Source organism: Streptococcus oralis subsp. dentisani (assembly GCF_002096335.1).
Classification (GTDB): domain Bacteria; phylum Bacillota; class Bacilli; order Lactobacillales; family Streptococcaceae; genus Streptococcus; species Streptococcus oralis_Z.
In genome coordinates this window covers 261,436-279,776 of sequence record NZ_NCUW01000030.1, presented here as the reverse complement: position 1 = coordinate 279,776, position 18,341 = coordinate 261,436, and the positions used below count along the sequence as shown (strand labels likewise).

Sequence of the window (18,341 nt, the reverse complement as noted above, 5' to 3'; positions counted from 1 at the left end):
GATAACTTTATTATACTACAAATCACACCATCTCACAAGAAGACAAAAAGGATCCTTACGGATCCTTACCTTGATTATTTCTTTCTTGTAAAGAGATTGAGACCAACTCCGATCCCTACAAATAATAAAAGTAGAAGAATCGTTACAATGCCTAAGCTACCACCGACCAAGAGATAACTAAAGCCGTTTTCAATATTTTGTAACGGAGAAAGTCGATATAAGAAATTAAGGAAACTTCCTGATTGTGTTGCCACTCCCAAAATAGGAGTTAGTAGGAGATAAAAACCTAAGAGGGATGACGATACAATATAAGTCGGATACGGAGCTTTCTTCAAGCCGTAAGATAGCACTAAAATCAAGCTTGCCATTAACATAAAGCAATAAATGAACCATAAGAATCCATTAGCTGCTGTTGCTACTCCTATTGTAACTCCTGAAAACAAAATCGAACCAACAGTAGCTGTTATGATTGTCGGTAAGAAACTTTGAAGTTTCAAGTCCCACTTTTTCGTTGTCAAAAGATCAGTTTCTTCCCTTTCCTGTCTATCTTTAACAAAGCGTCCGATCGTCATAGCTATCACAAAAGAAATAACCGATAACAACAAGGTCATATAATAGGGGATGATGGAAATGTGACTAGCTGCCTGTGTCTTACCTTCTGTGACTTTTGTAGTAATTGGATCGGATAAGAAATTGAACACTTGCTTGTTATCAGCACCTCCACTTTTCGCATTGGCAAGCACCTTTCCAAACTGTTCTGCATAAGAGGTATTTTTCTCAACTGTACCACTTGTTTCCTTCACACTCTGATTCAAACTGGAAAGGACACCATCTGCGGACTTTTGAATCGATTCTGTTGTCTCGTTTAACTGTTGGATTTGTGGTGAGATATCTCGTACCTGAGCAGCTCCATCAGCTGTAGCTTGTGCAGTTTTTTTAGAACTATCTCGTAAGCTATCGTATTGAGACAAAAGTGACTTCACTTCTTCTTCCAGCTTAGAGGTATTCATCTTCTCTGGTTGTGGATTTTGATCATTGACAACTGATTCATAAGCAAGTTTCTCAGAATCTTTCCACTGATTATGAGCCTCATCTAAGACCTTCTGCATCTCCCCATACCAGGTATTTAAGGCAGAAGCTTGCTTAACAAGCAAATCTGAGTCTGGGAGAGACTGATACACTTGACGAAGGGTGCCTTCTTTAGGATTCTCTTTTTCACCTAGAATATCTGTCACACCCTTTAATTGCTGATCTACCTGTTTGTATAAATTATCTCCTGCAAGCCGATACTTCGTAACTAAAACATCCGATATTTCTGAAGCTCGTTCGTCGTCAGTTAGATTATTGTAGAGACTATATACAGAATCTGGACTAGCCTTTTGTACGAGAGTACCACTTGATAGCGTGCCTGCAAATTGATTGATATCTAAACTTGCCCCTGGTGATGCAAATAGAGTAACGATTTGTTGGGCAGCAAGGTCTAGGTTTTGGAAGTTTTTCAGAATCGTAGGTAAATCCTCAGCCAAAGTGTCATACTTACCATTAAAGACAGATAACTGAGCACTAGCTTGAACTGAACTTCCATCTGTCCAACTATAACCTACTTGGTTATAGGAATTCTTTTTCACATCATCAGATAAATTCCACTTTATCTGTCCACTAATCGTGACACTCACCTTTTTAGGAAGTGTTGCATAGCTTGGTTGACTGATTTCTGGTGAAGTAGTTGGCGTTGCTGCCGTACTTTCACTTGTAGAAGTGGAATTTGTAGATGTTGTTGCATCACTTGCATCCTCATTTGAAGTACTTGATCCCCCTGAGTCCGAAGAGGCAACAGGAGTAGTTGACGCCGTTCTTTCATTGACAAATGTGACTTGAATTGTATTTCCTGATACTGCAGCTGTCACATGATAGCCTGTATCTTTTAACTGTTGACGGATAGAGGCTTCAATTGAATCTTTCGTCACACCTTCCAGTTCAAGATTCCCCATCTTTGCATCATCGATGTTCAATTGGACTGTCTGACTACCAGTTGACGGATCAAATTCTATAGTTTGGTGAATGGGATAGGTCGCCGGACTAGTAACAGTAGCCGCTGAGGACAGATACTTAAAGGTTGTATTTTGTCCTAAAGAGCCACCCAACTCGCTACTGTAGTTAGACACAATTTTCAGTTCATTACGATAAGTTGTAGCCTCATCTGATGAGATCAATTTATCTTGCTCTAATTTAGCAATGAGAGCACTCAAATCTCCAGATGAAATCATCGGTAAGCGACTAGCAATTGCCTCAATATACTGCTTAGGAAGTTTGCTTCGGTTTTCTGGCTTCGTCATTAAGTTCAAAATAGCCGAGCGAATATCTTTATCAGTAGCTGTCTGAACACTTAAATCCTTAGAGCCATAATAAGTCTCTGCAATGGTCTCCCTGAGTGCTCTAAGCTCCGCTACTTCTTTTTCTAAAGAAGTGATTTGTGCCTCTAAGTTCCCCTTGACCTTACTTTGTGCAGTTTTATACTCCCCCGCCTTAGCTTTGAAATCTGCCATAAAGGAACCGGTTGCCGTATCGGAAGACTGCAATTCTTTTAATTTAGCATTCCCGACAGTGTAAAGGGCATTATACAAGTCAGAATAATGCTTCTGATCATCTGTCCATTGTTTTTCCAAGGCAGCCTTATCTTTTTCAGATTGCTCCTTATATTGGTCGGTTGACTTTTCAAGACGAGTATTAGCTTCTTTTGAAAACTCATTCACAGAGTTTGTTGTAGACTCAAGGGCTTTCCCAGAAGCATCTAAAGAGTTGTTATTCGCTTCCATGCTGCTTGCGACTGATTTAACAAAAGCTTCTTGTTGGGTCTTAAAGAGTTCATTATCCGTCTTCAGACTATTTGCAATGGATTGAGTACTTCTAAATGAATCTGGTAGGGTCGAAAATGGAGCTTGAATATTTGAAATGATGAACGTATTTTGAGACAACTCTGTAGCTGCCATCTGATTCACATTCGTCTGTGCATCTGAAAGATTCCGAATGATGCTCGAAAAATACATCCGAACCACCCGTTGATTAAATCCTTGTAAGACTGTATTAACTTGACTGTGGACAGCCTGATTAGCTTGTTCGTTTTGCCCTTCGCGAATCTGGTAAGAAACAGTGGCTTTTTCTGGAGAAACACTCTCTAAGCTCAACAATTTCTCAGAAAAGTCTGACGGAAGAGTAATAACTGCATCAAACTGACCAGACTTCAATCCTGCTTCAGCCACGCTACGATTGGTTGTCTCCCAGTTATTCTCTGTATCCTGATTAATTAAAGTGACAAAATCAGAGCCTAAATTATAATCAGTATTTTCAAACCTTGCACCTTTATCTTCATTCACAAGCGCATATTGAACCTTAGCAGTTTGCTTGATCTCACTTGAATAGTGAAGGCTCTGATCCTTTAATGCGAAATAAACAAGAGAACCTGATAACAGGGATACGCATGCTACTGCAGTTAAAATTTTTAAGTATCGTTTTTCTTTATGAGGACTATTCATTATTACCTTTTCCACTTATAACTAGCAAAAAACGACGCCCCTTTCGAAGCGCCGTTCACCGATGATTAATTCAAGCCAAATGAAGCTGCGTCCTGACGGTCACGCTCAGCAACAGTATCTGCGTATTGATTCAATTGTGCATGGATACTTTCAAGAAGTTGTTCCATTTGAGTTACGCTTACTGATAATTGTTGGAATTGTTCCAAGTAAGATTGGAAAGCCGCACCTTGCCATTGTCCTTGAAGACGACCATTTGCGCCTGAAACTTTGTTAATGGCATCTTTCAATTGTTCAGAAGCATTGGTATAAGTTTGTGCTTCAGACTTTAACTGTTCTGGGGTCAACGAAATTGCTGGCATATCATTATTCTCCTTTTTTGACTTGGTCATCTTCCCGATAACCTTATAGTCAATATTGTATCACAAACTCGTCAGATTGCAAGTGTTTTTTAGAATTTTGATTCAACTTTATAAATCGATTGAATACTTCCCACTATTTGATGTGTGCAATCAAGCATGTCACATCTTTCAATATAAAAATACTAGGTTATAATGCATTTCATTGTAGACTATTGTATCAATTACTGAACTCCTACTTCCATCGACCATCTTGGTGATATCAGAAAATCAAAAAAAGGGGGGGCAAAACAATTCCCACAGACACCCTACCTGCTGGAACATTTTGCACCCCCTCTGCGTATGTGGGAATAAATTTCATACTTTACCACTATCAATCCTACCACATCACTTCAGACTGTTAGATTTATACTTCACTCAAAAATTCAAAAAAGCTGAATATCAAGCCTTTTGTAAACCCTGAAACGGTGGGATTTATCCTTTCCTCTCCAGCAGTCCTACAACCTCGATATGATGCGTTTGAGGAAAAAGATCCACTGGTTGTACTTTCTGCAGTTCATAACCCAATTCTTGGTAAAGTTTGATATCACGCGCCATGGTTGCGACATTGCAGGAGATATATGCGATGCGGTCTGCTCCTGTTTGAGCGCTTGCTTTGATAAAGCTTTCGGTCAAACCCTTGCGTGGTGGGTCGACCAAGATAACGGTTGGTTGAATACCTTCCTTGAGCCAATTTTTTATAGCATTTTCAGCTGTGTCACAGACATAGTGGGCATTTGTGATATTGTTTAATGCAGCATTCTTCTGGCTATTCTCAACTGCTTCTGGAATCACTTCAACACCGTAGACTTCCTTGACATGTTTCGCAACGGAGAGTCCTATCGTTCCAATTCCTGAGTAAGCGTCAATCACCACATCATCTTCTCTTAACTCTGCAAAGTCAATGGCTGTTTGATAGAGTTTCTCCGCCATTTTAGTATTGACTTGGTAAAAGGCTGGACCAGCGATTTGGAAGTCGTTCCCCAACATCTGATCGGTAATATAGTCTTGACCATAAAGACTCTTCCACTCCTTACCAAAAATCGCATTGGTATTCTGGTCGTTGATATTTTGCATGACAGACACAATCTCTGGGAACTGCTTGATAAGTTGTTCAATCAACTGCTCCCCACGGAAAATTTTAGGACGTGTAGTCACTAAGATAACCATGATTTGTCCTGAATAGTGACCACGACGCACCACAAGGTTCCGAATCAAGCCAGACTGTTCCTTTTCGTCATAAGGTCTTAAATCAAAACGACGAAGCAAATCTCGTAAAGCCACAATCACTTGGTCAATAACAGGATCCTGGATAAAGAAATCTTCAAGAGGCATGAGGTCATGTGAATTTTTACGGAAAAAGCCAGTTTCCAAGACACCATTCACTCGACGAACGGGCACCTGTGCCTTATTTCGATACTTGACAGGATCTTCCATACCAAGCGTTTCAGCAACCTCTACATCTGTAATACCAGCAATCTTGTAAAGACTGTCTTTGACTTGCTTGGTTTTAAACTTGAGCTGCTCTGGATATGCAAGATGCCCCAAATCAGCGATACCTGAGCGTAGATAAGCTAGGTCAAGGTCTTGGTTACGATGTGAAGAGTAAGTAAGGTATTCTTCAACTTTCCCGTAGCCAATTTTTTTATTGACTTTAAGGACTCGCATGAGGATTTTCTCAGTTGGTAGAGCATTTTCTACAAAGAAAACCAAACCATCTACCTTAGCAACCCCAGCACTTTCATGGGTCAAATCAACAATTTCAACTTCTACAATATCATTTTTCTTTAACATATTTTCACTTTCTATTGGCCAACAAAAAAAGACGGCAACATTTCTGCTACCATCTATTATATCATGAAATGACCTAAGCACCAAAACTCTTGAAGAAGTTGACAATGGCTTGCCAAAGGGAGCTAAAGAAGTTGCCCCCGTCTTCTAGCGCTTTATTGGCATCAAAGTTGAGGTTGATATTTTTAAAGCTATCTCCAGCTTGGGAAACAATGCTTTCCTTGAGGTCGTTTAGGGTTTTAGTGAAATCAGCATTATTCAAGATGTCACTCTTTGAGAGGTTAAGGGCAAAATTGATGATGATATTGACCTGATTTCCTGTTATAACCTGATCGAGTTTGTAGTTTTTTAGCGTGTCTTCAACGATTTTGCGAACATCTTCTTCTGTCAGATTTCCTTTGGCTTCTTTTGCCTTTGCGATTCCTGCCTTGATATCTGCCAAAGCGACATTGAGTTTATTGGCATCATAACCTGACTTGTCCTTGTTTTCAGCATTGATATCGGACAAGGCTTTTAACTCTTCTTGAGCCAAGTCTTTATTGGCTTGTGGTACTTTAGCACCATTGGCCTCTAACGAGTAGTAAATCCCTGCTAGGGCGCTCTCTCCTGTAACTGGAATAGGAGCTGCAACTGTAATTTTGGCATGCTCCACTCCCAGCGTCACTGCCGCGTTACGGTACATATCCTGCGTCACCTTGGTGATATTTTCAGGCGTTTCAATCTTGACTTCTAGAGGCGACTTATCACCTAGCTTTTGAATCTTAGCTGACGAATAGAGCTGTAGGCTAGCATCATTAGCCACATTCATGATTTTCGAATAGATATCAGGGGTCATAGTTTTGATATCTTTGGTGTCTTTTGATGCATCATAGCCAAGTCTGCTAAGAGTTTGATTTTTCTGGTCTTCGGATAGAGAAGAACCTAGGACATATTCAGGTTGTACATAGGTTTCATCGATTACTTTTTGAACATCGGTTGCTGCGTGGACGCTCGTCATAACTGTTGCGGCCCACAATACTGCAGCGCTTGTTAGAAAGAGTTTCTTTCTCATGGGATATTCCCTCCTTTACCTTTCTAGGGTAATAAAACAATCTTAAAGAAAACTTATAGCAAAAAACACCTGGTAAAACCAGATGTTTAGAAGAAATTAAAGAATTTCATGATATAGAGATTAAAGCGTACCTGTCTCGAGTAGTAATAATTTCCACCATTTTCATAGAGTTCGGCTCCATGAAAGATAGAAATAGGGTTGATATAGGTGTAGGTCTTCCCTGTAGTATTGCCAAGGATTGGAGCGACGGTTTCACGAGAATATTGTTTGGCCAAGGCGAGAGTGTTTTCCTTGCCATTTTGAGCGATAAAATCGATATAAGCAGGTCCAAAATTATAGGCTTGCACAGCTGTCCAGACATCAACGCCCTTTTCCTGAGCTAGGTAGAGATTATCAGTCAATGTCTGAATTCCCTGACGAATGCTCGTCACATTGTCATTGATAGTATTTGTAGTACCGCTAGCAGACTCGCTAGACTGCATGACATCGCCTTCTTTTCCCTTCGTTTCGGTATAAATCATGGCGAGCACAAGCTCTTCATTGGCTGGAGTATCTCTTTCACTCAAGATTTCTCGCACCATGGGTTGGTAGGTCATGACTTGCTTTACATCCTGACGAATATGATAGGCTTTATATCCAGCAAAAAGGAGGACTGCTAGCACTAGCATTCTTCTTATAAATTTAAACATTATTTACTTTGAATATCCTCGATATTTTTAATTAAGATAGAATAGGTTCCATTGTCATTTTGGATAAACTCAACAGACTCCGCGTCCTGGTAAACATTATTTGGAACGATGAGTTCGATTCCGTTTGACAAGGAAAGTTTTTGATTTTCAAATTTCTTGAGTTGACGACTGGCATCAATTTCATCAAACTGGACTGGTTCTGGTACGGCTTCCTTGACTTGGTCGATAAAACTCAAACGAGCTGTTAGATTGTTATCAAAAAGGTCGTTAGCCAATTTCTCAGGAGACAACTCATTGTTTTCTTCAAGATTGTTGAAAATCGCTGATTTGACCTTGGATTGAAACTGAAAATCATCTGTATTAAAGGACTCTGCAATTCTCTGAGCCGTTTTTTCCAGTTCCTTGATGGATTTTTTTGGCGAAATCTTAGGGGCAACAGCTAGGAGATTTTCTGAAAAATAGTTCAAAAAAGTCCCATTGTACTTGATTCGTTTCTCGATCAGATGGTACTTGCGACTCTGTAGATTAACCACCAAGGCCTCGTCAGCTCCCGTTCCAAAACCGGGCAGATTATTCTGAGTTAGCTTGATTGGATTATCAACTTCTCCACCAAGGTGGGTCAAGGTTTCCCGCAAGGCAATTCGTAAGAAAGCGAAATGCTCTACACCTTCTTTAGAAAACTGGACAAAAACCAAGTCATTGGTCCTGAGATTTTCGGAAATGCTAAATTCCTCTTTCCAGAGATTAGCCAGTGTTACTGAAGTCTCCAACAAATCGTCTGTGATATGATTGAAGAAGGGATTTTCTTCCTCGAAAATCCCCGTCTTAGCTTCATCTGAATACACACGTTCGATTTTTTTGCGCAAGTATTCCTCGATTTTTGGAGTAATATTGAGAAACTTATCCGCTAGAAACAACTCAGTATCATCTGGGCTGAACTGATGGATAATGGCTTTCTTAATATAAATGTCCATAAAAGTATTAGTCCTCGTATAGTGGGAAGGCATCTGTCAATGCTTTGACTTCGCTTTTCACTTCTTCTAAGACAGCTTCATTTTCTGCATTCTTAAGGGTTTTAATGATGAGCTCAGCCACTTTACGGCTTTCTTCTTCACCAAATCCACGTGCAGTAATGGCTGCAGATCCGATACGAATCCCACTTGTCTTGAATGGTGACAAGGTTTCGTATGGAATTGAGTTTTTATTTAGGGTAATATTGACTTCATCCAGCAAGTTTTGAGCAATTTTTCCGTTTTCTACAACCTTAGTCACATCCACTAGGAAGAGGTGATTTTCAGTACCACCAGAAATAATACGGAAATCAGGGTCTTGCAAGAAGACTTCAACCATAGTCTTGCTGTTTTTGATGACATTAGCAGCATATTCCTTGAAGGCTGGATCCAAAACTTCTTTGAATGAGACAGCCTTAGCCGCCACAACATGCTCTAAAGGACCACCTTGAATACCAGGGAAAATAGCTGAGTTGATTTTCTTAGCTAGGTCTTCATCATTTGTCAAAATCAAACCACCACGAGGTCCACGAAGAGTTTTGTGGGTCGTTGTTGTCGTGATATGAGCGTATGGCACTGGGCTTGGGTGAAGTCCAGCTGCCACCAAACCAGCGATATGGGCCATATCTACCATAAGCTTAGCCCCAACAGCATCTGCGATTTCACGGAATTTTGAGAAGTCGATAATTTGAGAATAGGCTGAAGCACCCGCTACAATTAGTTTTGGTTTTACTTCTTGTGCTTGTTTCAAGATAGCGTCAAAGTCCAAAAGTTCCGTTTCAGGGTCCACACTATAGGAAACAAAGTTATAAGTTTGACCTGAGAAGCTAACTGGAGCTCCGTGAGTCAAGTGTCCACCTGCTGCCAAATCCATTCCCATTACAGTGTCACCAGGCTCAATCAAGGCCATGTAGGCCGCACAGTTGGCTTGGCTTCCTGAGTGAGGTTGAACATTGGCGAATTTAGCACCGAAAATTTCTTTTGCACGTTCAATAGCGAGAGTTTCTACCACGTCTACTACATCAGTTCCACCATAATAACGGCGTCCTGGGTAACCCTCGGCATATTTGTTTGTCAAGATAGACCCTTGAGCTGCCATAACAGCCTTGGAAACCACGTTTTCCGAAGCGATCAACTCGATGTTATTTTGTTGGCGTTCTTCTTCTTTGGCAATAGCATTCCAGAGATCAGCATCGTATGCTTTAAAATCGTCTTTGTCAAAAATCATAGGTCTTCTCCTTTATAGTGTGACTGGTCCTTTAGTTTATTTTTCAATAAGAAAAAAACTAAAAGATGCGAATAAACCGTTTCTGCATTTTATCACAAGTATAACCAACTTTTTCATAAAATGCATGAGCACCCAGACGATGATCGGCAGAATTTAAGCGGATAAACTCATAACCACGTCTTTTTGCTTCTTGATCCAACCCTTGCAGTAAGCTTTTACCGATACCTCGGCCTTGTGCTTGAGGCGAAACTGCTAAAGCTAAGATATTGAAACCTGCTTTGGAATAGAGGGATTCATAAACTTCAGCATGGACATAGCCAAGCAAGATATGACTGGCAGTATCCTCGTAGCCAAGTAGGAAATGATGGGAATCCTGAGATAATTTAGCTAGTTGACTAGCTGTGTCCTCTGGACTAAAAGAATAACCCAAAGCCTCTTGGTTAATCTCACATATAGCATTCACATCTGTTTCTTGCAAATCTCTTAGCATCTCATTCCTCCTCAAAAGAAATCTCTGGCAACCGAGCAAGAATATCTTCTCGTTTAATTGCCCCTTGGCGTAAGATTTTCACCTTGTCTCCAGACAAATCCAAAATCGTCGAATCCTGTCCAGTTAGAAAAGCGTCGTCCTCCAGACCCAGAACCTCTTGATCAAAATCCTCTAGAATTTGAGCAAAGGTCACTCCACTCGCCTGACCAGAGATATTGGCTGACGGCCCAATCAAAGGACCTGTCTCTCGAATCAAATCAAGGGTAATGGGGTGACTCGGCATCCGAAATCCAACAGTTGCAAGACCAGAGTTGACCCAATAGGGAACTCTGTCATTGGCTTCTAGGATAAGGGTCAAGGAACCTGGTAAAAAGATCTCTACAAGTTTTTGTAGATAAGCTGGCTGATTCTTTGAAAAGTGCAAGATGTCTTCCAAAGAGGCAACATTGAGGTTAAGCGCCTTGTCTCTGGGACGACGTTTGAGTTGATAAACATGGTCCACTGCTTTTTCGTCCAGAGCTTTGGCAAAGAGACCATAAACTGTCTCGGTAGGTAAGACAACTGCCCCACCCTTTTCCAACTCTTGTCTAATTCTGTCCATCATCAACTACAACCATCCTATCTTGACCAAACTGGTCCTTGAGTGTTCGTACTCTTTTTTCAGGAAGATGTTTCCTAAAAAGATCAGGAACACTCTGACCTTGCTTGTATCCAATTTCAAGGTAAATCTTACCACCATATGTGAGATAGTCTTTTGCATCTTCCGCAATTCTGCGGTAAATAGCTAGGCCATCCTCATCTGCAAAAAGAGCTAGATGAGGCTCTGAATGCAAAACATTCAAACCAACCTCTGACTCATCTTCACGAGAGATATAGGGTGGATTGGATACAATTATATCATATTTTTCAGAAATTTCTGCAAAACAATCCGATTTTTTAAAAAATATATTAAGATTTTGATTTTTGGCATTCTCTGATGCAAGATCAAGTGCCTCTTGAGAAATATCTGTTGCTGTCACTAACCAATTTGGTCTGTTTTTTGCTAGTGCAAGGGCTATGGCACCACTTCCCGTACCGATGTCCAATATCTTGAGATTTTCCTTAGGATTTTCAGCTAGGATAAGTTGCACCAACTCCTCTGTCTCTGGACGAGGAATCAAAACTCGCTCATCAACTGTTAACTGCATACCAAAGAAATCTGCATGACCAATGATATACTGTGCTGGTTTATGAGCTGCTAGCTGCTGGTAAATTTCTTCTACAAATTGCATTTCTTCGTCTGTTACCTCTTGCTGGAGGGCAAAAACGAAATCTGTAAAAGAAAGATTTTTCAGACTACGATAGACAAAAGAGAGGCTTTCAGCTTCCTCTCCTTGTCTTATCAACTCTTCTTCAAAATCTGAGAATAATTGAGCTAATTTCATTATTTGTTTAATTCTTCTAATTTTTGTGTTTGGTCATAGAGCACCAAGGCATCCACAACTTCATCCAATTTACCAGACAAGATGGTATCTAGTTTTTGGAGAGTCAAGCCAATACGGTGGTCTGTGACACGGTTTTGTGGGAAGTTATATGTACGAATACGTTCTGAACGGTCACCAGTACCGATAGTAGACTTACGTTCAGCGTCTTGTTCATCCTGGGCAATTTGTGCAAAGTGGTCAGCAACACGCGCACGGATGATTTTCATGGCCTTCTCACGGTTTTTCTGCTGGGTACGTTCTTCCTGCATCTCAACCTTGATATTGGTTGGCAAGTGAACGATACGCACGGCAGTCGCAACCTTATTGACGTTCTGACCACCAGCACCAGATGCGTGGTAGATATCAACACGAAGGTCTTTTGGATCAATATCGTATTCTACTTCTTCGACTTCAGGCATAACAAGAACTGTCGCAGTTGAAGTGTGGACACGACCTTGGCTTTCTGTCACAGGGACACGTTGCACACGGTGGGCACCTGATTCGTACTTAAGCTTAGAATATACAGATTGACCAGAAACCATAGCAACCACTTCCTTGAAACCACCGACACCATTCATAGAAGCTTCCATGACTTCAAAGCGCCAGCCTTGGGCTTCCGCATACTTTTGGTACATAGTTAGCAAATCTCCGGCGAAAAGTGCCGCTTCGTCACCACCAGCCGCTCCACGAATTTCAAGGATGATGTTCTTGTCATCGTTTGGATCCTTTGGAAGGAGCAAGATTTTCAATTTTTCTTCGTATTCTTCTTTTTCAGCCTTGGCATCTTTTAATTCTTGCTTGGCCATTTCTTCCAAGTCCGCATCTCCGCCTGACTCCTTAATCATCTCTTCGGCATCAACGATGTTTTGAAGGACTTGTTTGTACTCACGGTAGGCTGTTACCGTATCGCGAGTGGAAGCCTCTTCTTTGGACAATTCCATGAAACGTTTGGTATCAGATACCACATCAGGGTCACTGAGCAATTCTCCTAATTCTTCATAACGGTCTTCTACAGCTTGTAGTTGATCATAGATGTTCATTTTTCTTCATTCTCCTTATTGATTTCAGGCGCAAAATAATGTTTACGGCAAACTGAGATATAGGTTTCATTGCCACCAATCTGAATTTGTTCTCCCTCATAGGTAGGCTTACCATCTAGGGTTCTGAGTACCATAGTCGCCTTTTTCTTACAATACTGGCAAATGGTCTTAATCTCGTCAATCTTATCTGCTAAAAGCAAAAGGTATTTGGAACCTTCGAATAGTTCATTGCGAAAGTCATTTTTCAAACCAAATGCCATTACAGGGATGTCTAACTCATCAACAATACGAGCTAGATCGTAAACATGATGACGTTTGAGAAACTGGGCCTCATCAACCAGCACACAGTAGGGGTTCTCAGGTAAATCACGGATATAGCCAAAGATATCCGTCGTTTCCTCAATCGCAATGGCTGGGCGTTTCATGCCAATCCGACTCGACACATAGCCAACACCGTCACGCGTATCCAGAGCAGAAGTCATAATCACAACTCCTTTTCCTTGCTCCTCGTAGTTATAGGCCACTTTTAAAATCTCAATCGTCTTACCAGAGTTCATGGTCCCATAACGATAATACAACTGTGCCATGCTTCTATTTCACGTCCATTTCTAAATTTTTGCTATATTCTAGTATATCATAATTTTCTGAAGCTTTAAACGGCAAAATGTGGTAAAATAGAAGAAATCAAGAACCAGTGGAGGAAACCATTATGCCATTTGTACGCATCGATTTATTTGAAGGACGCACGCTCGAGCAAAAGAAAGCTCTTGCTAAGGAAGTAACGGAAGCTGTTGTTCGTAATACTGGAGCCCCTCAATCTGCTGTCCATATCATTATCAACGACATGCCAGAAGGAACTTATTTCCCTCAAGGAGAAATGCGCACCAAATAAGCTAGCTTAAGCAGAATTGCTTAGGCTTTTTCAATCTCCAAGTAGCCTCCATTGAAGAAATAGCTTAAATTTGTTACAATTTGAAAAGAAACTTGGAAATATTGCCAAGAAATGAGCTATAAATAAGGAAAAATTATGATTACACGTGAATTTGATACCATCGCTGCGATTTCTACTCCTCTTGGAGAAGGGGCCATTGGGATTGTCCGCCTGAGCGGAACTGACAGTTTTGCTATAGCGCAAAAGATTTTTAAAGGTAAAGACTTAAGCAAGGTTGCCAGCCACACTCTTAACTACGGACACATCGTTGATCCTCTAACTGGTAAGGTCATGGACGAGGTTATGGTTGGGGCTATGAAGTCTCCAAAGACCTTTACTCGTGAGGATATTATTGAGATCAACACTCATGGTGGGATTGCGGTGACCAACGAGATTCTCCAATTAGCTATCCGTGAAGGAGCTCGGTTGGCAGAACCTGGAGAATTTACCAAGCGCGCCTTCCTAAATGGACGTGTGGATTTGACGCAGGCTGAGGCGGTGATGGATATCATCCGTGCCAAGACAGACAAGGCCATGAACATTGCGGTCAAACAACTAGATGGTTCCCTCTCTGATCTTATCAATAATACTCGCCAAGAAATCCTCAATACACTTGCCCAAGTTGAGGTCAATATCGACTATCCTGAGTATGACGATGTTGAGGAAGCTACTACTGCAGTTGTCCGAGAGAAGACAATGGAGTTTGAACAATTACTAACTAATCTCCTTAGAACAGCCCGTCGCGGTAAAATCCTTCGCGAAGGAATATCCACAGCCATCATCGGCCGTCCCAACGTTGGAAAATCTAGCCTTCTCAACAACCTCTTGCGTGAAGACAAGGCAATTGTGACTGACATCGCTGGTACTACACGAGATGTCATCGAAGAATACGTCAACATCAACGGTGTTCCTCTTAAATTGATTGACACAGCTGGAATCCGTGACACAGATGACATCGTCGAACAAATCGGTGTTGAGCGTTCCAAAAAAGCCCTCAAGGAAGCTGACTTGGTTCTACTGGTGCTAAATGCCAGCGAACCACTGACCGCCCAAGATCGTCAACTCTTAGAAATTAGCCAGGATACTAATCTTATTATTCTTCTTAATAAAACTGACCTACCAGAAGCAATTGAAACTTCGGAACTTCCTGAAGATGTTATCCGTATTTCAGTTCTTAAAAACCAAAATATCGATAAGATTGAAGAGAGAATCAACAACCTCTTCTTTGAAAATGCTGGTTTGGTCGAACAAGATGCTACTTACTTGTCTAATGCCCGTCATATTTCCTTGATTGAGAAGGCTGTTGAAAGCCTACAAGCTGTAAACGAAGGTCTTGAACTAGGGATGCCAGTTGATTTGCTTCAAGTAGATTTGACTCGTACTTGGGAAATTCTCGGAGAAATCACAGGTGAGGCTGCTCCAGATGAACTCATCACTCAACTTTTTAGTCAATTCTGTTTAGGAAAATAAGAAATCCATGATCCTTAGATCATGGATTTTCTATTCGTTAGTAATCTGGTCTTAGGACACCTGTTACAGTTGCCTTTGTCGCTTCGTAGTCGCCATCTACTACAACTTTGATAATACGTTTGGCATCTTCCTCTGGTGCTGGAACTAGAGGTAGACGAGTTGGTCCAGCCGCAAATCCCATGTAGTTCAGAACTGCCTTAACTGGTGCAGGACTTGGATAAGAGAAGAGAGCATTGACCTTAGGAATGAATTTACGCTGAATAGCTGCTGCTTTCTTCATATCGCTTTCTGCAATGGCAGTGAACATCTCGTGCATCTCATCTCCATTTGTATGAGAGGCAACAGAAATAACCCCATCCGCACCAAGGTTCATAGCATGGAAGGCATCACCATCTTCACCAGTATAAATCAAAAACTCCTCTGGCTTGTGTTCAATCAAGTAAGCCATATTTGCCAAACTGGTACATTCTTTAACACCGATGATATTAGGATGATCAGCCAAGCGAAGCATGGTCTCAGGAGTCAATTCGACAACCACACGCCCTGGAATGTTATAAATGATAATCGGCAAATCTGAGGCATCAGCAATAGCCTTAAAGTGCTGGTACATACCTTCTTGTGATGGTTTATTGTAGTATGGAACGATAGCGAGCCCAGCAGCAAAACCACCAAATTCTGCTACTTCTTTGACAAACTCGATAGAGTCTCGCGTATCATTGGTACCCACACCCGCAATCAAAGGAACCCGTCCATTGACCACTTTTTGTACAGCAGTAAAAATCTCCAACTCTTCATCGTGAGTCAAAGTCGGACTCTCAGCTGTAGTTCCAGCTAGCAAAATACCATCCGTATGGTGGGCTAACAAATGCTCTATAAGGGCTGGAATGGCATCAAAGTTGATGGAACCATCCTCATGGAAAGGGGTAATAAAGGCCGTGATGATTTTACACTCTTTTAAATCTTGATAAGACATGAAAATACCTCTCTATTTCAAAGAAGGAGTTCATCTGAACTCCTAAACGATATGACTATCTTAATTCAAATTTCAATTCAGCTGTTGGACGAACCAATCCACGTTCATGAAGCGTTTCTGCGATCTGTACAGAGTTCCAAGCAGCACCTTTGAGAAGGTTGTCTGAAACAACCCACATGTGGATTCCTTTTTCTGCATCTAGGTCTTTACGGATACGACCAACAAAGGTATCACGTGAACCTACTGCATTGACGGCTTGAGGGTAGATTTGATGAGCTACGTCATCCTCCAGAACTGCACCTGGGAAGGCTGCGATAGCTGCTTTTACTTCTTCAATTGGAGCCACTTCTTTTGTTTCGATATAAACAGACTCAGAGTGAGCTGACAAGACTGGAATACGAACACAGGTTGCAGATACTGCAATGCTGTCATCTTCCATGATTTTCTTAGTTTCCTTAGTCATCTTCATCTCTTCGTAAGTATAATCATTGTCAGTAAAGACATCGATTTGTGGAAGAGCGTTAAAGGCGATAGGATAGTGTTTCTTGTCACCACCTGAAGGCAAGATTTCCGCATGCAAATCACGTGGATTTACACCATCATTCAAGACTTCACGAAGTTCACGTTGTGTTTCAAGAATCGCTCCCATACCAGCACCAGAAACGGCTTGGTAAGTTGAAACGATGATACGGTCCAAGCCCCATTTTTGACGGACAGGTTCAAGCGCTACCATCATTTGGATTGTTGAACAGTTAGGGCAGGCAATAATCCCGTTGTGGGCATCAAGTGCATGAGCATTGACCTCTGGTACAACCAAAGGAACATCCGGATTTTGACGGAAATAAGATGTATTATCTACTACTACCGATCCAGCTTGAACTGCGTATGGTGCATACTTAGCTGATGTCGAACCACCTGCTGAGAAGAGTGCAATATCAACATCCTCAAAAGCGGTCTCAGTCGTTTCTTCAATCGTAATATCTTGGTCTTTAAATTTCAAAGTTTTGCCTGCTGAACGTGCAGAAGCAAGGTAACGGATTTTATCAATTGGAAGTGTTGATTCTTCCAACATTTTTATCATCTGAGCTCCGACAGCACCTGTCGCGCCGACTACAGCAACTGTATATCCCATAAATAACCTCTTTCGGAATTTTCTAAAAATTTCTATAATAGATGTATTATACTACTTTTTCCAGAAATTGAAAAGCATTTTTAGACTATATTTTCTGAAAACTAAAAATCCCTAGTCATTGACCAGGGACTAAGAGGCATCTTCATGTGATGAGCAGGTTCACACAACTCATCAAGGTCCGCTCCTGCGTTATGACCTCCTTATGCTCAATAGTAGTCTGAAGACTACCTATCGACTCATCGCAACTACTATTCTACTAGATAGAGTCACTTTTGTCAACAGCCAAAACTCTTTAACTTCATTTATACAAGTGTACAAGAATAACCTTGGTTTCCCAAGGTTATTTCGTTTCTATCATGCTAATTGCCGGGATTGAACCGGCGACCTCATCCTTACCATGGATGCGCTCTGCCAACTGAGCTAAATCAGCTTACCTAAAAAGTATACTATAGTTCTATGTTCTTGTCAAGCGCTCTCTTTTAATTTTATGGAATAAAAAAAGCTAGATTTATTAAGAATCTAGCTTATAAACTTCTTATTTTGTTAGATCGATTTGCTGTCCCAGTTTATTGATCAAAATCGCACCCACGATAAGTGATGCAAACTCTCCAATCCCCGTAGAGAACCATGTGAAGAAGAATGGGGCCTCTGCAACGATATGAAGTTCAGCTGCAATGGTAATCATTGAAATTGAAAAGAGGATTGAAAAGAAGAAATGATCTTTACGAATCAAACCATTGAACAAATAATCATTTTTGTATTTGTTAAAGAGCCATACACCTAGACTTAGGAAAACTAGGGTAGAACCTCCACCGACAAAGACATCTATTAGACCAAAGCTAAAGAAATTAGCAATCATACAACCAATCGTCACACCGATGATATATTTAGGATTGTAAAAGGCTAGAAAATTCATCATCTCAGAAATACGGAACTGGTAAGCACCGTAGCTAATAGCATTTAGTGGTGGGGTAATGGTCAAAACCACATAGATAGCAGCAACAATAGCAATATCTGCCATGTCACGAACAGTTAAATTTTTCATGTTCTCTCCTTTGGCGGTTTCCCGCGTAAAATATGCTTGGTGAAAGAAGCTAAGCACCAAGGGTTGAGTGAATCAACCTTACCAGTATAGCACAATATAT

The 18,341-nt window shown here is 41.0% G+C and carries 17 protein-coding genes, 1 tRNA gene and 1 riboswitch; of the genes, 2 read left to right on the top strand and 16 right to left on the bottom strand.

Annotation, left to right across the window (positions count from 1 at the left end):
• Positions 1-74 precede the first annotated feature (74 nt).
• From esaA to B7709_RS07770, 12 genes are all read right to left on the bottom strand, one after another.
• Positions 75-3,533: a type VII secretion protein EsaA gene (esaA, locus tag B7709_RS07825; RefSeq protein WP_084972341.1), complete on the bottom strand. Its 3,459-nt coding sequence runs from the start codon at positions 3,531-3,533 to the stop codon at positions 75-77.
• A 65-nt stretch (positions 3,534-3,598) separates the two neighbouring features.
• Entirely contained in the window at positions 3,599-3,892 is a 294-nt protein-coding gene (locus tag B7709_RS07820) for a WXG100 family type VII secretion target (RefSeq protein WP_084972340.1), read from the bottom strand.
• 471 nt (positions 3,893-4,363) lie between these two features.
• Positions 4,364-5,722 (bottom strand): 23S rRNA (uracil(1939)-C(5))-methyltransferase RlmD, encoded by a 1,359-nt coding sequence (rlmD, locus tag B7709_RS07815; RefSeq protein WP_084972339.1) that lies wholly within the window; start codon positions 5,720-5,722, stop codon positions 4,364-4,366.
• 73 nt (positions 5,723-5,795) lie between these two features.
• The gene (locus B7709_RS07810; RefSeq protein ID WP_084972338.1) at positions 5,796-6,770 is read right to left on the bottom strand and encodes a DUF1002 domain-containing protein; all 975 of its coding nucleotides are present in this window, start codon (positions 6,768-6,770) and stop codon (positions 5,796-5,798) included.
• Between the two features lie 86 nt (positions 6,771-6,856).
• A complete protein-coding gene (locus B7709_RS07805) occupies positions 6,857-7,459 on the bottom strand; it encodes a lysozyme family protein (RefSeq protein ID WP_084972337.1) in 603 nt (200 codons plus the stop codon).
• Entirely contained in the window at positions 7,459-8,433 is a 975-nt protein-coding gene (locus B7709_RS07800) for a nucleoid-associated protein (RefSeq protein WP_162279176.1), read from the bottom strand. The genes B7709_RS07805 and B7709_RS07800 overlap by 1 nt, the downstream gene beginning before the upstream one ends.
• Before the next feature lie 7 nt (positions 8,434-8,440).
• The gene (gene glyA, locus B7709_RS07795) at positions 8,441-9,697 is read right to left on the bottom strand and encodes a serine hydroxymethyltransferase (protein ID WP_084972335.1); all 1,257 of its coding nucleotides are present in this window, start codon (positions 9,695-9,697) and stop codon (positions 8,441-8,443) included.
• A gap of 58 nt (positions 9,698-9,755) precedes the next feature.
• Positions 9,756-10,187 (bottom strand): GNAT family N-acetyltransferase, encoded by a 432-nt coding sequence (locus B7709_RS07790; protein ID WP_084972334.1) that lies wholly within the window; start codon positions 10,185-10,187, stop codon positions 9,756-9,758.
• Position 10,188: 1 nt separating this feature from the next.
• Entirely contained in the window at positions 10,189-10,791 is a 603-nt protein-coding gene (locus B7709_RS07785; protein ID WP_084972333.1) for an L-threonylcarbamoyladenylate synthase, read from the bottom strand.
• Positions 10,775-11,611, bottom strand: a complete 837-nt coding sequence (gene prmC, locus B7709_RS07780; RefSeq protein WP_084972332.1) for a peptide chain release factor N(5)-glutamine methyltransferase — start codon at positions 11,609-11,611, stop codon at positions 10,775-10,777. The genes B7709_RS07785 and prmC overlap by 17 nt, the downstream gene beginning before the upstream one ends.
• Positions 11,611-12,690: a peptide chain release factor 1 gene (gene prfA, locus B7709_RS07775; protein ID WP_001028815.1), complete on the bottom strand. Its 1,080-nt coding sequence runs from the start codon at positions 12,688-12,690 to the stop codon at positions 11,611-11,613. Before prfA ends, prmC begins: the two co-directional genes overlap by 1 nt.
• Positions 12,687-13,277, bottom strand: coding sequence for a thymidine kinase (locus B7709_RS07770; protein WP_084972331.1), 591 nt, complete (start codon positions 13,275-13,277; stop codon positions 12,687-12,689). Before B7709_RS07770 ends, prfA begins: the two co-directional genes overlap by 4 nt.
• A 122-nt stretch (positions 13,278-13,399) precedes the next feature.
• On the opposite strand from B7709_RS07770, the gene B7709_RS07765 reads away from it, so the two are divergent.
• Both B7709_RS07765 and mnmE read left to right on the top strand, forming a co-directional pair.
• Positions 13,400-13,582, top strand: a complete 183-nt coding sequence (locus B7709_RS07765) for a 4-oxalocrotonate tautomerase (RefSeq protein ID WP_049509325.1) — start codon at positions 13,400-13,402, stop codon at positions 13,580-13,582.
• 135 nt (positions 13,583-13,717) lie between these two features.
• A complete protein-coding gene (gene mnmE / locus B7709_RS07760; protein ID WP_084972330.1) occupies positions 13,718-15,091 on the top strand; it encodes a tRNA uridine-5-carboxymethylaminomethyl(34) synthesis GTPase MnmE in 1,374 nt (457 codons plus the stop codon).
• A gap of 37 nt (positions 15,092-15,128) precedes the next feature.
• On the opposite strand, the gene dapA is transcribed toward mnmE, so the two are convergent.
• The 4 genes from dapA to B7709_RS07740 all read right to left on the bottom strand — a co-directional run bounded on the left by dapA (position 15,129) and on the right by B7709_RS07740 (position 18,241).
• On the bottom strand, positions 15,129-16,064 hold the full coding sequence (dapA, locus tag B7709_RS07755) for a 4-hydroxy-tetrahydrodipicolinate synthase (RefSeq protein WP_084972329.1): 936 nt from the start codon (positions 16,062-16,064) through the stop codon (positions 15,129-15,131).
• Positions 16,065-16,119: 55 nt separating this feature from the next.
• Positions 16,120-17,196 (bottom strand): aspartate-semialdehyde dehydrogenase, encoded by a 1,077-nt coding sequence (locus B7709_RS07750; protein WP_084972328.1) that lies wholly within the window; start codon positions 17,194-17,196, stop codon positions 16,120-16,122.
• A gap of 357 nt (positions 17,197-17,553) precedes the next feature.
• Positions 17,554-17,626 (bottom strand) — tRNA-Thr (locus B7709_RS07745).
• Positions 17,627-17,731: 105 nt separating this feature from the next.
• Entirely contained in the window at positions 17,732-18,241 is a 510-nt protein-coding gene (locus tag B7709_RS07740) for a QueT transporter family protein (protein ID WP_084972327.1), read from the bottom strand.
• Positions 18,239-18,335: riboswitch (PreQ1 riboswitch) on the bottom strand. It overlaps the preceding gene by 3 nt.
• Positions 18,336-18,341: the final 6 nt, after the last annotated feature.

Excerpts from the sequence above, each read along its gene's own strand:
- dapA (WP_084972329.1), bottom strand. The coding sequence starts at position 16,064 with ATGTCTTATCAAGATTTAAAAGAGTGTAAAATCATCACGGCCTTTATT.
- B7709_RS07740 (WP_084972327.1), bottom strand. The coding sequence starts at position 18,241 with ATGAAAAATTTAACTGTTCGTGACATGGCAGATATTGCTATTGTTGCT.
- prfA (WP_001028815.1), bottom strand. The coding sequence starts at position 12,690 with ATGAACATCTATGATCAACTACAAGCTGTAGAAGACCGTTATGAAGAA.
- B7709_RS07765 (WP_049509325.1), top strand. The coding sequence starts at position 13,400 with ATGCCATTTGTACGCATCGATTTATTTGAAGGACGCACGCTCGAGCAA.
- B7709_RS07785 (WP_084972333.1), bottom strand. The coding sequence starts at position 10,791 with ATGATGGACAGAATTAGACAAGAGTTGGAAAAGGGTGGGGCAGTTGTC.
- B7709_RS07820 (WP_084972340.1), bottom strand. The coding sequence starts at position 3,892 with ATGCCAGCAATTTCGTTGACCCCAGAACAGTTAAAGTCTGAAGCACAA.
- rlmD (WP_084972339.1), bottom strand. The coding sequence starts at position 5,722 with ATGTTAAAGAAAAATGATATTGTAGAAGTTGAAATTGTTGATTTGACC.
- prmC (WP_084972332.1), bottom strand. The coding sequence starts at position 11,611 with ATGAAATTAGCTCAATTATTCTCAGATTTTGAAGAAGAGTTGATAAGA.
- mnmE (WP_084972330.1), top strand. The coding sequence starts at position 13,718 with ATGATTACACGTGAATTTGATACCATCGCTGCGATTTCTACTCCTCTT.
- B7709_RS07770 (WP_084972331.1), bottom strand. The coding sequence starts at position 13,277 with ATGGCACAGTTGTATTATCGTTATGGGACCATGAACTCTGGTAAGACG.
- B7709_RS07790 (WP_084972334.1), bottom strand. The coding sequence starts at position 10,187 with ATGCTAAGAGATTTGCAAGAAACAGATGTGAATGCTATATGTGAGATT.
- glyA (WP_084972335.1), bottom strand. The coding sequence starts at position 9,697 with ATGATTTTTGACAAAGACGATTTTAAAGCATACGATGCTGATCTCTGG.
- B7709_RS07805 (WP_084972337.1), bottom strand. The coding sequence starts at position 7,459 with ATGTTTAAATTTATAAGAAGAATGCTAGTGCTAGCAGTCCTCCTTTTT.
- esaA (WP_084972341.1), bottom strand. The coding sequence starts at position 3,533 with ATGAATAGTCCTCATAAAGAAAAACGATACTTAAAAATTTTAACTGCA.
- B7709_RS07750 (WP_084972328.1), bottom strand. The coding sequence starts at position 17,196 with ATGGGATATACAGTTGCTGTAGTCGGCGCGACAGGTGCTGTCGGAGCT.
- B7709_RS07810 (WP_084972338.1), bottom strand. The coding sequence starts at position 6,770 with ATGAGAAAGAAACTCTTTCTAACAAGCGCTGCAGTATTGTGGGCCGCA.
- B7709_RS07800 (WP_162279176.1), bottom strand. The coding sequence starts at position 8,433 with ATGGACATTTATATTAAGAAAGCCATTATCCATCAGTTCAGCCCAGAT.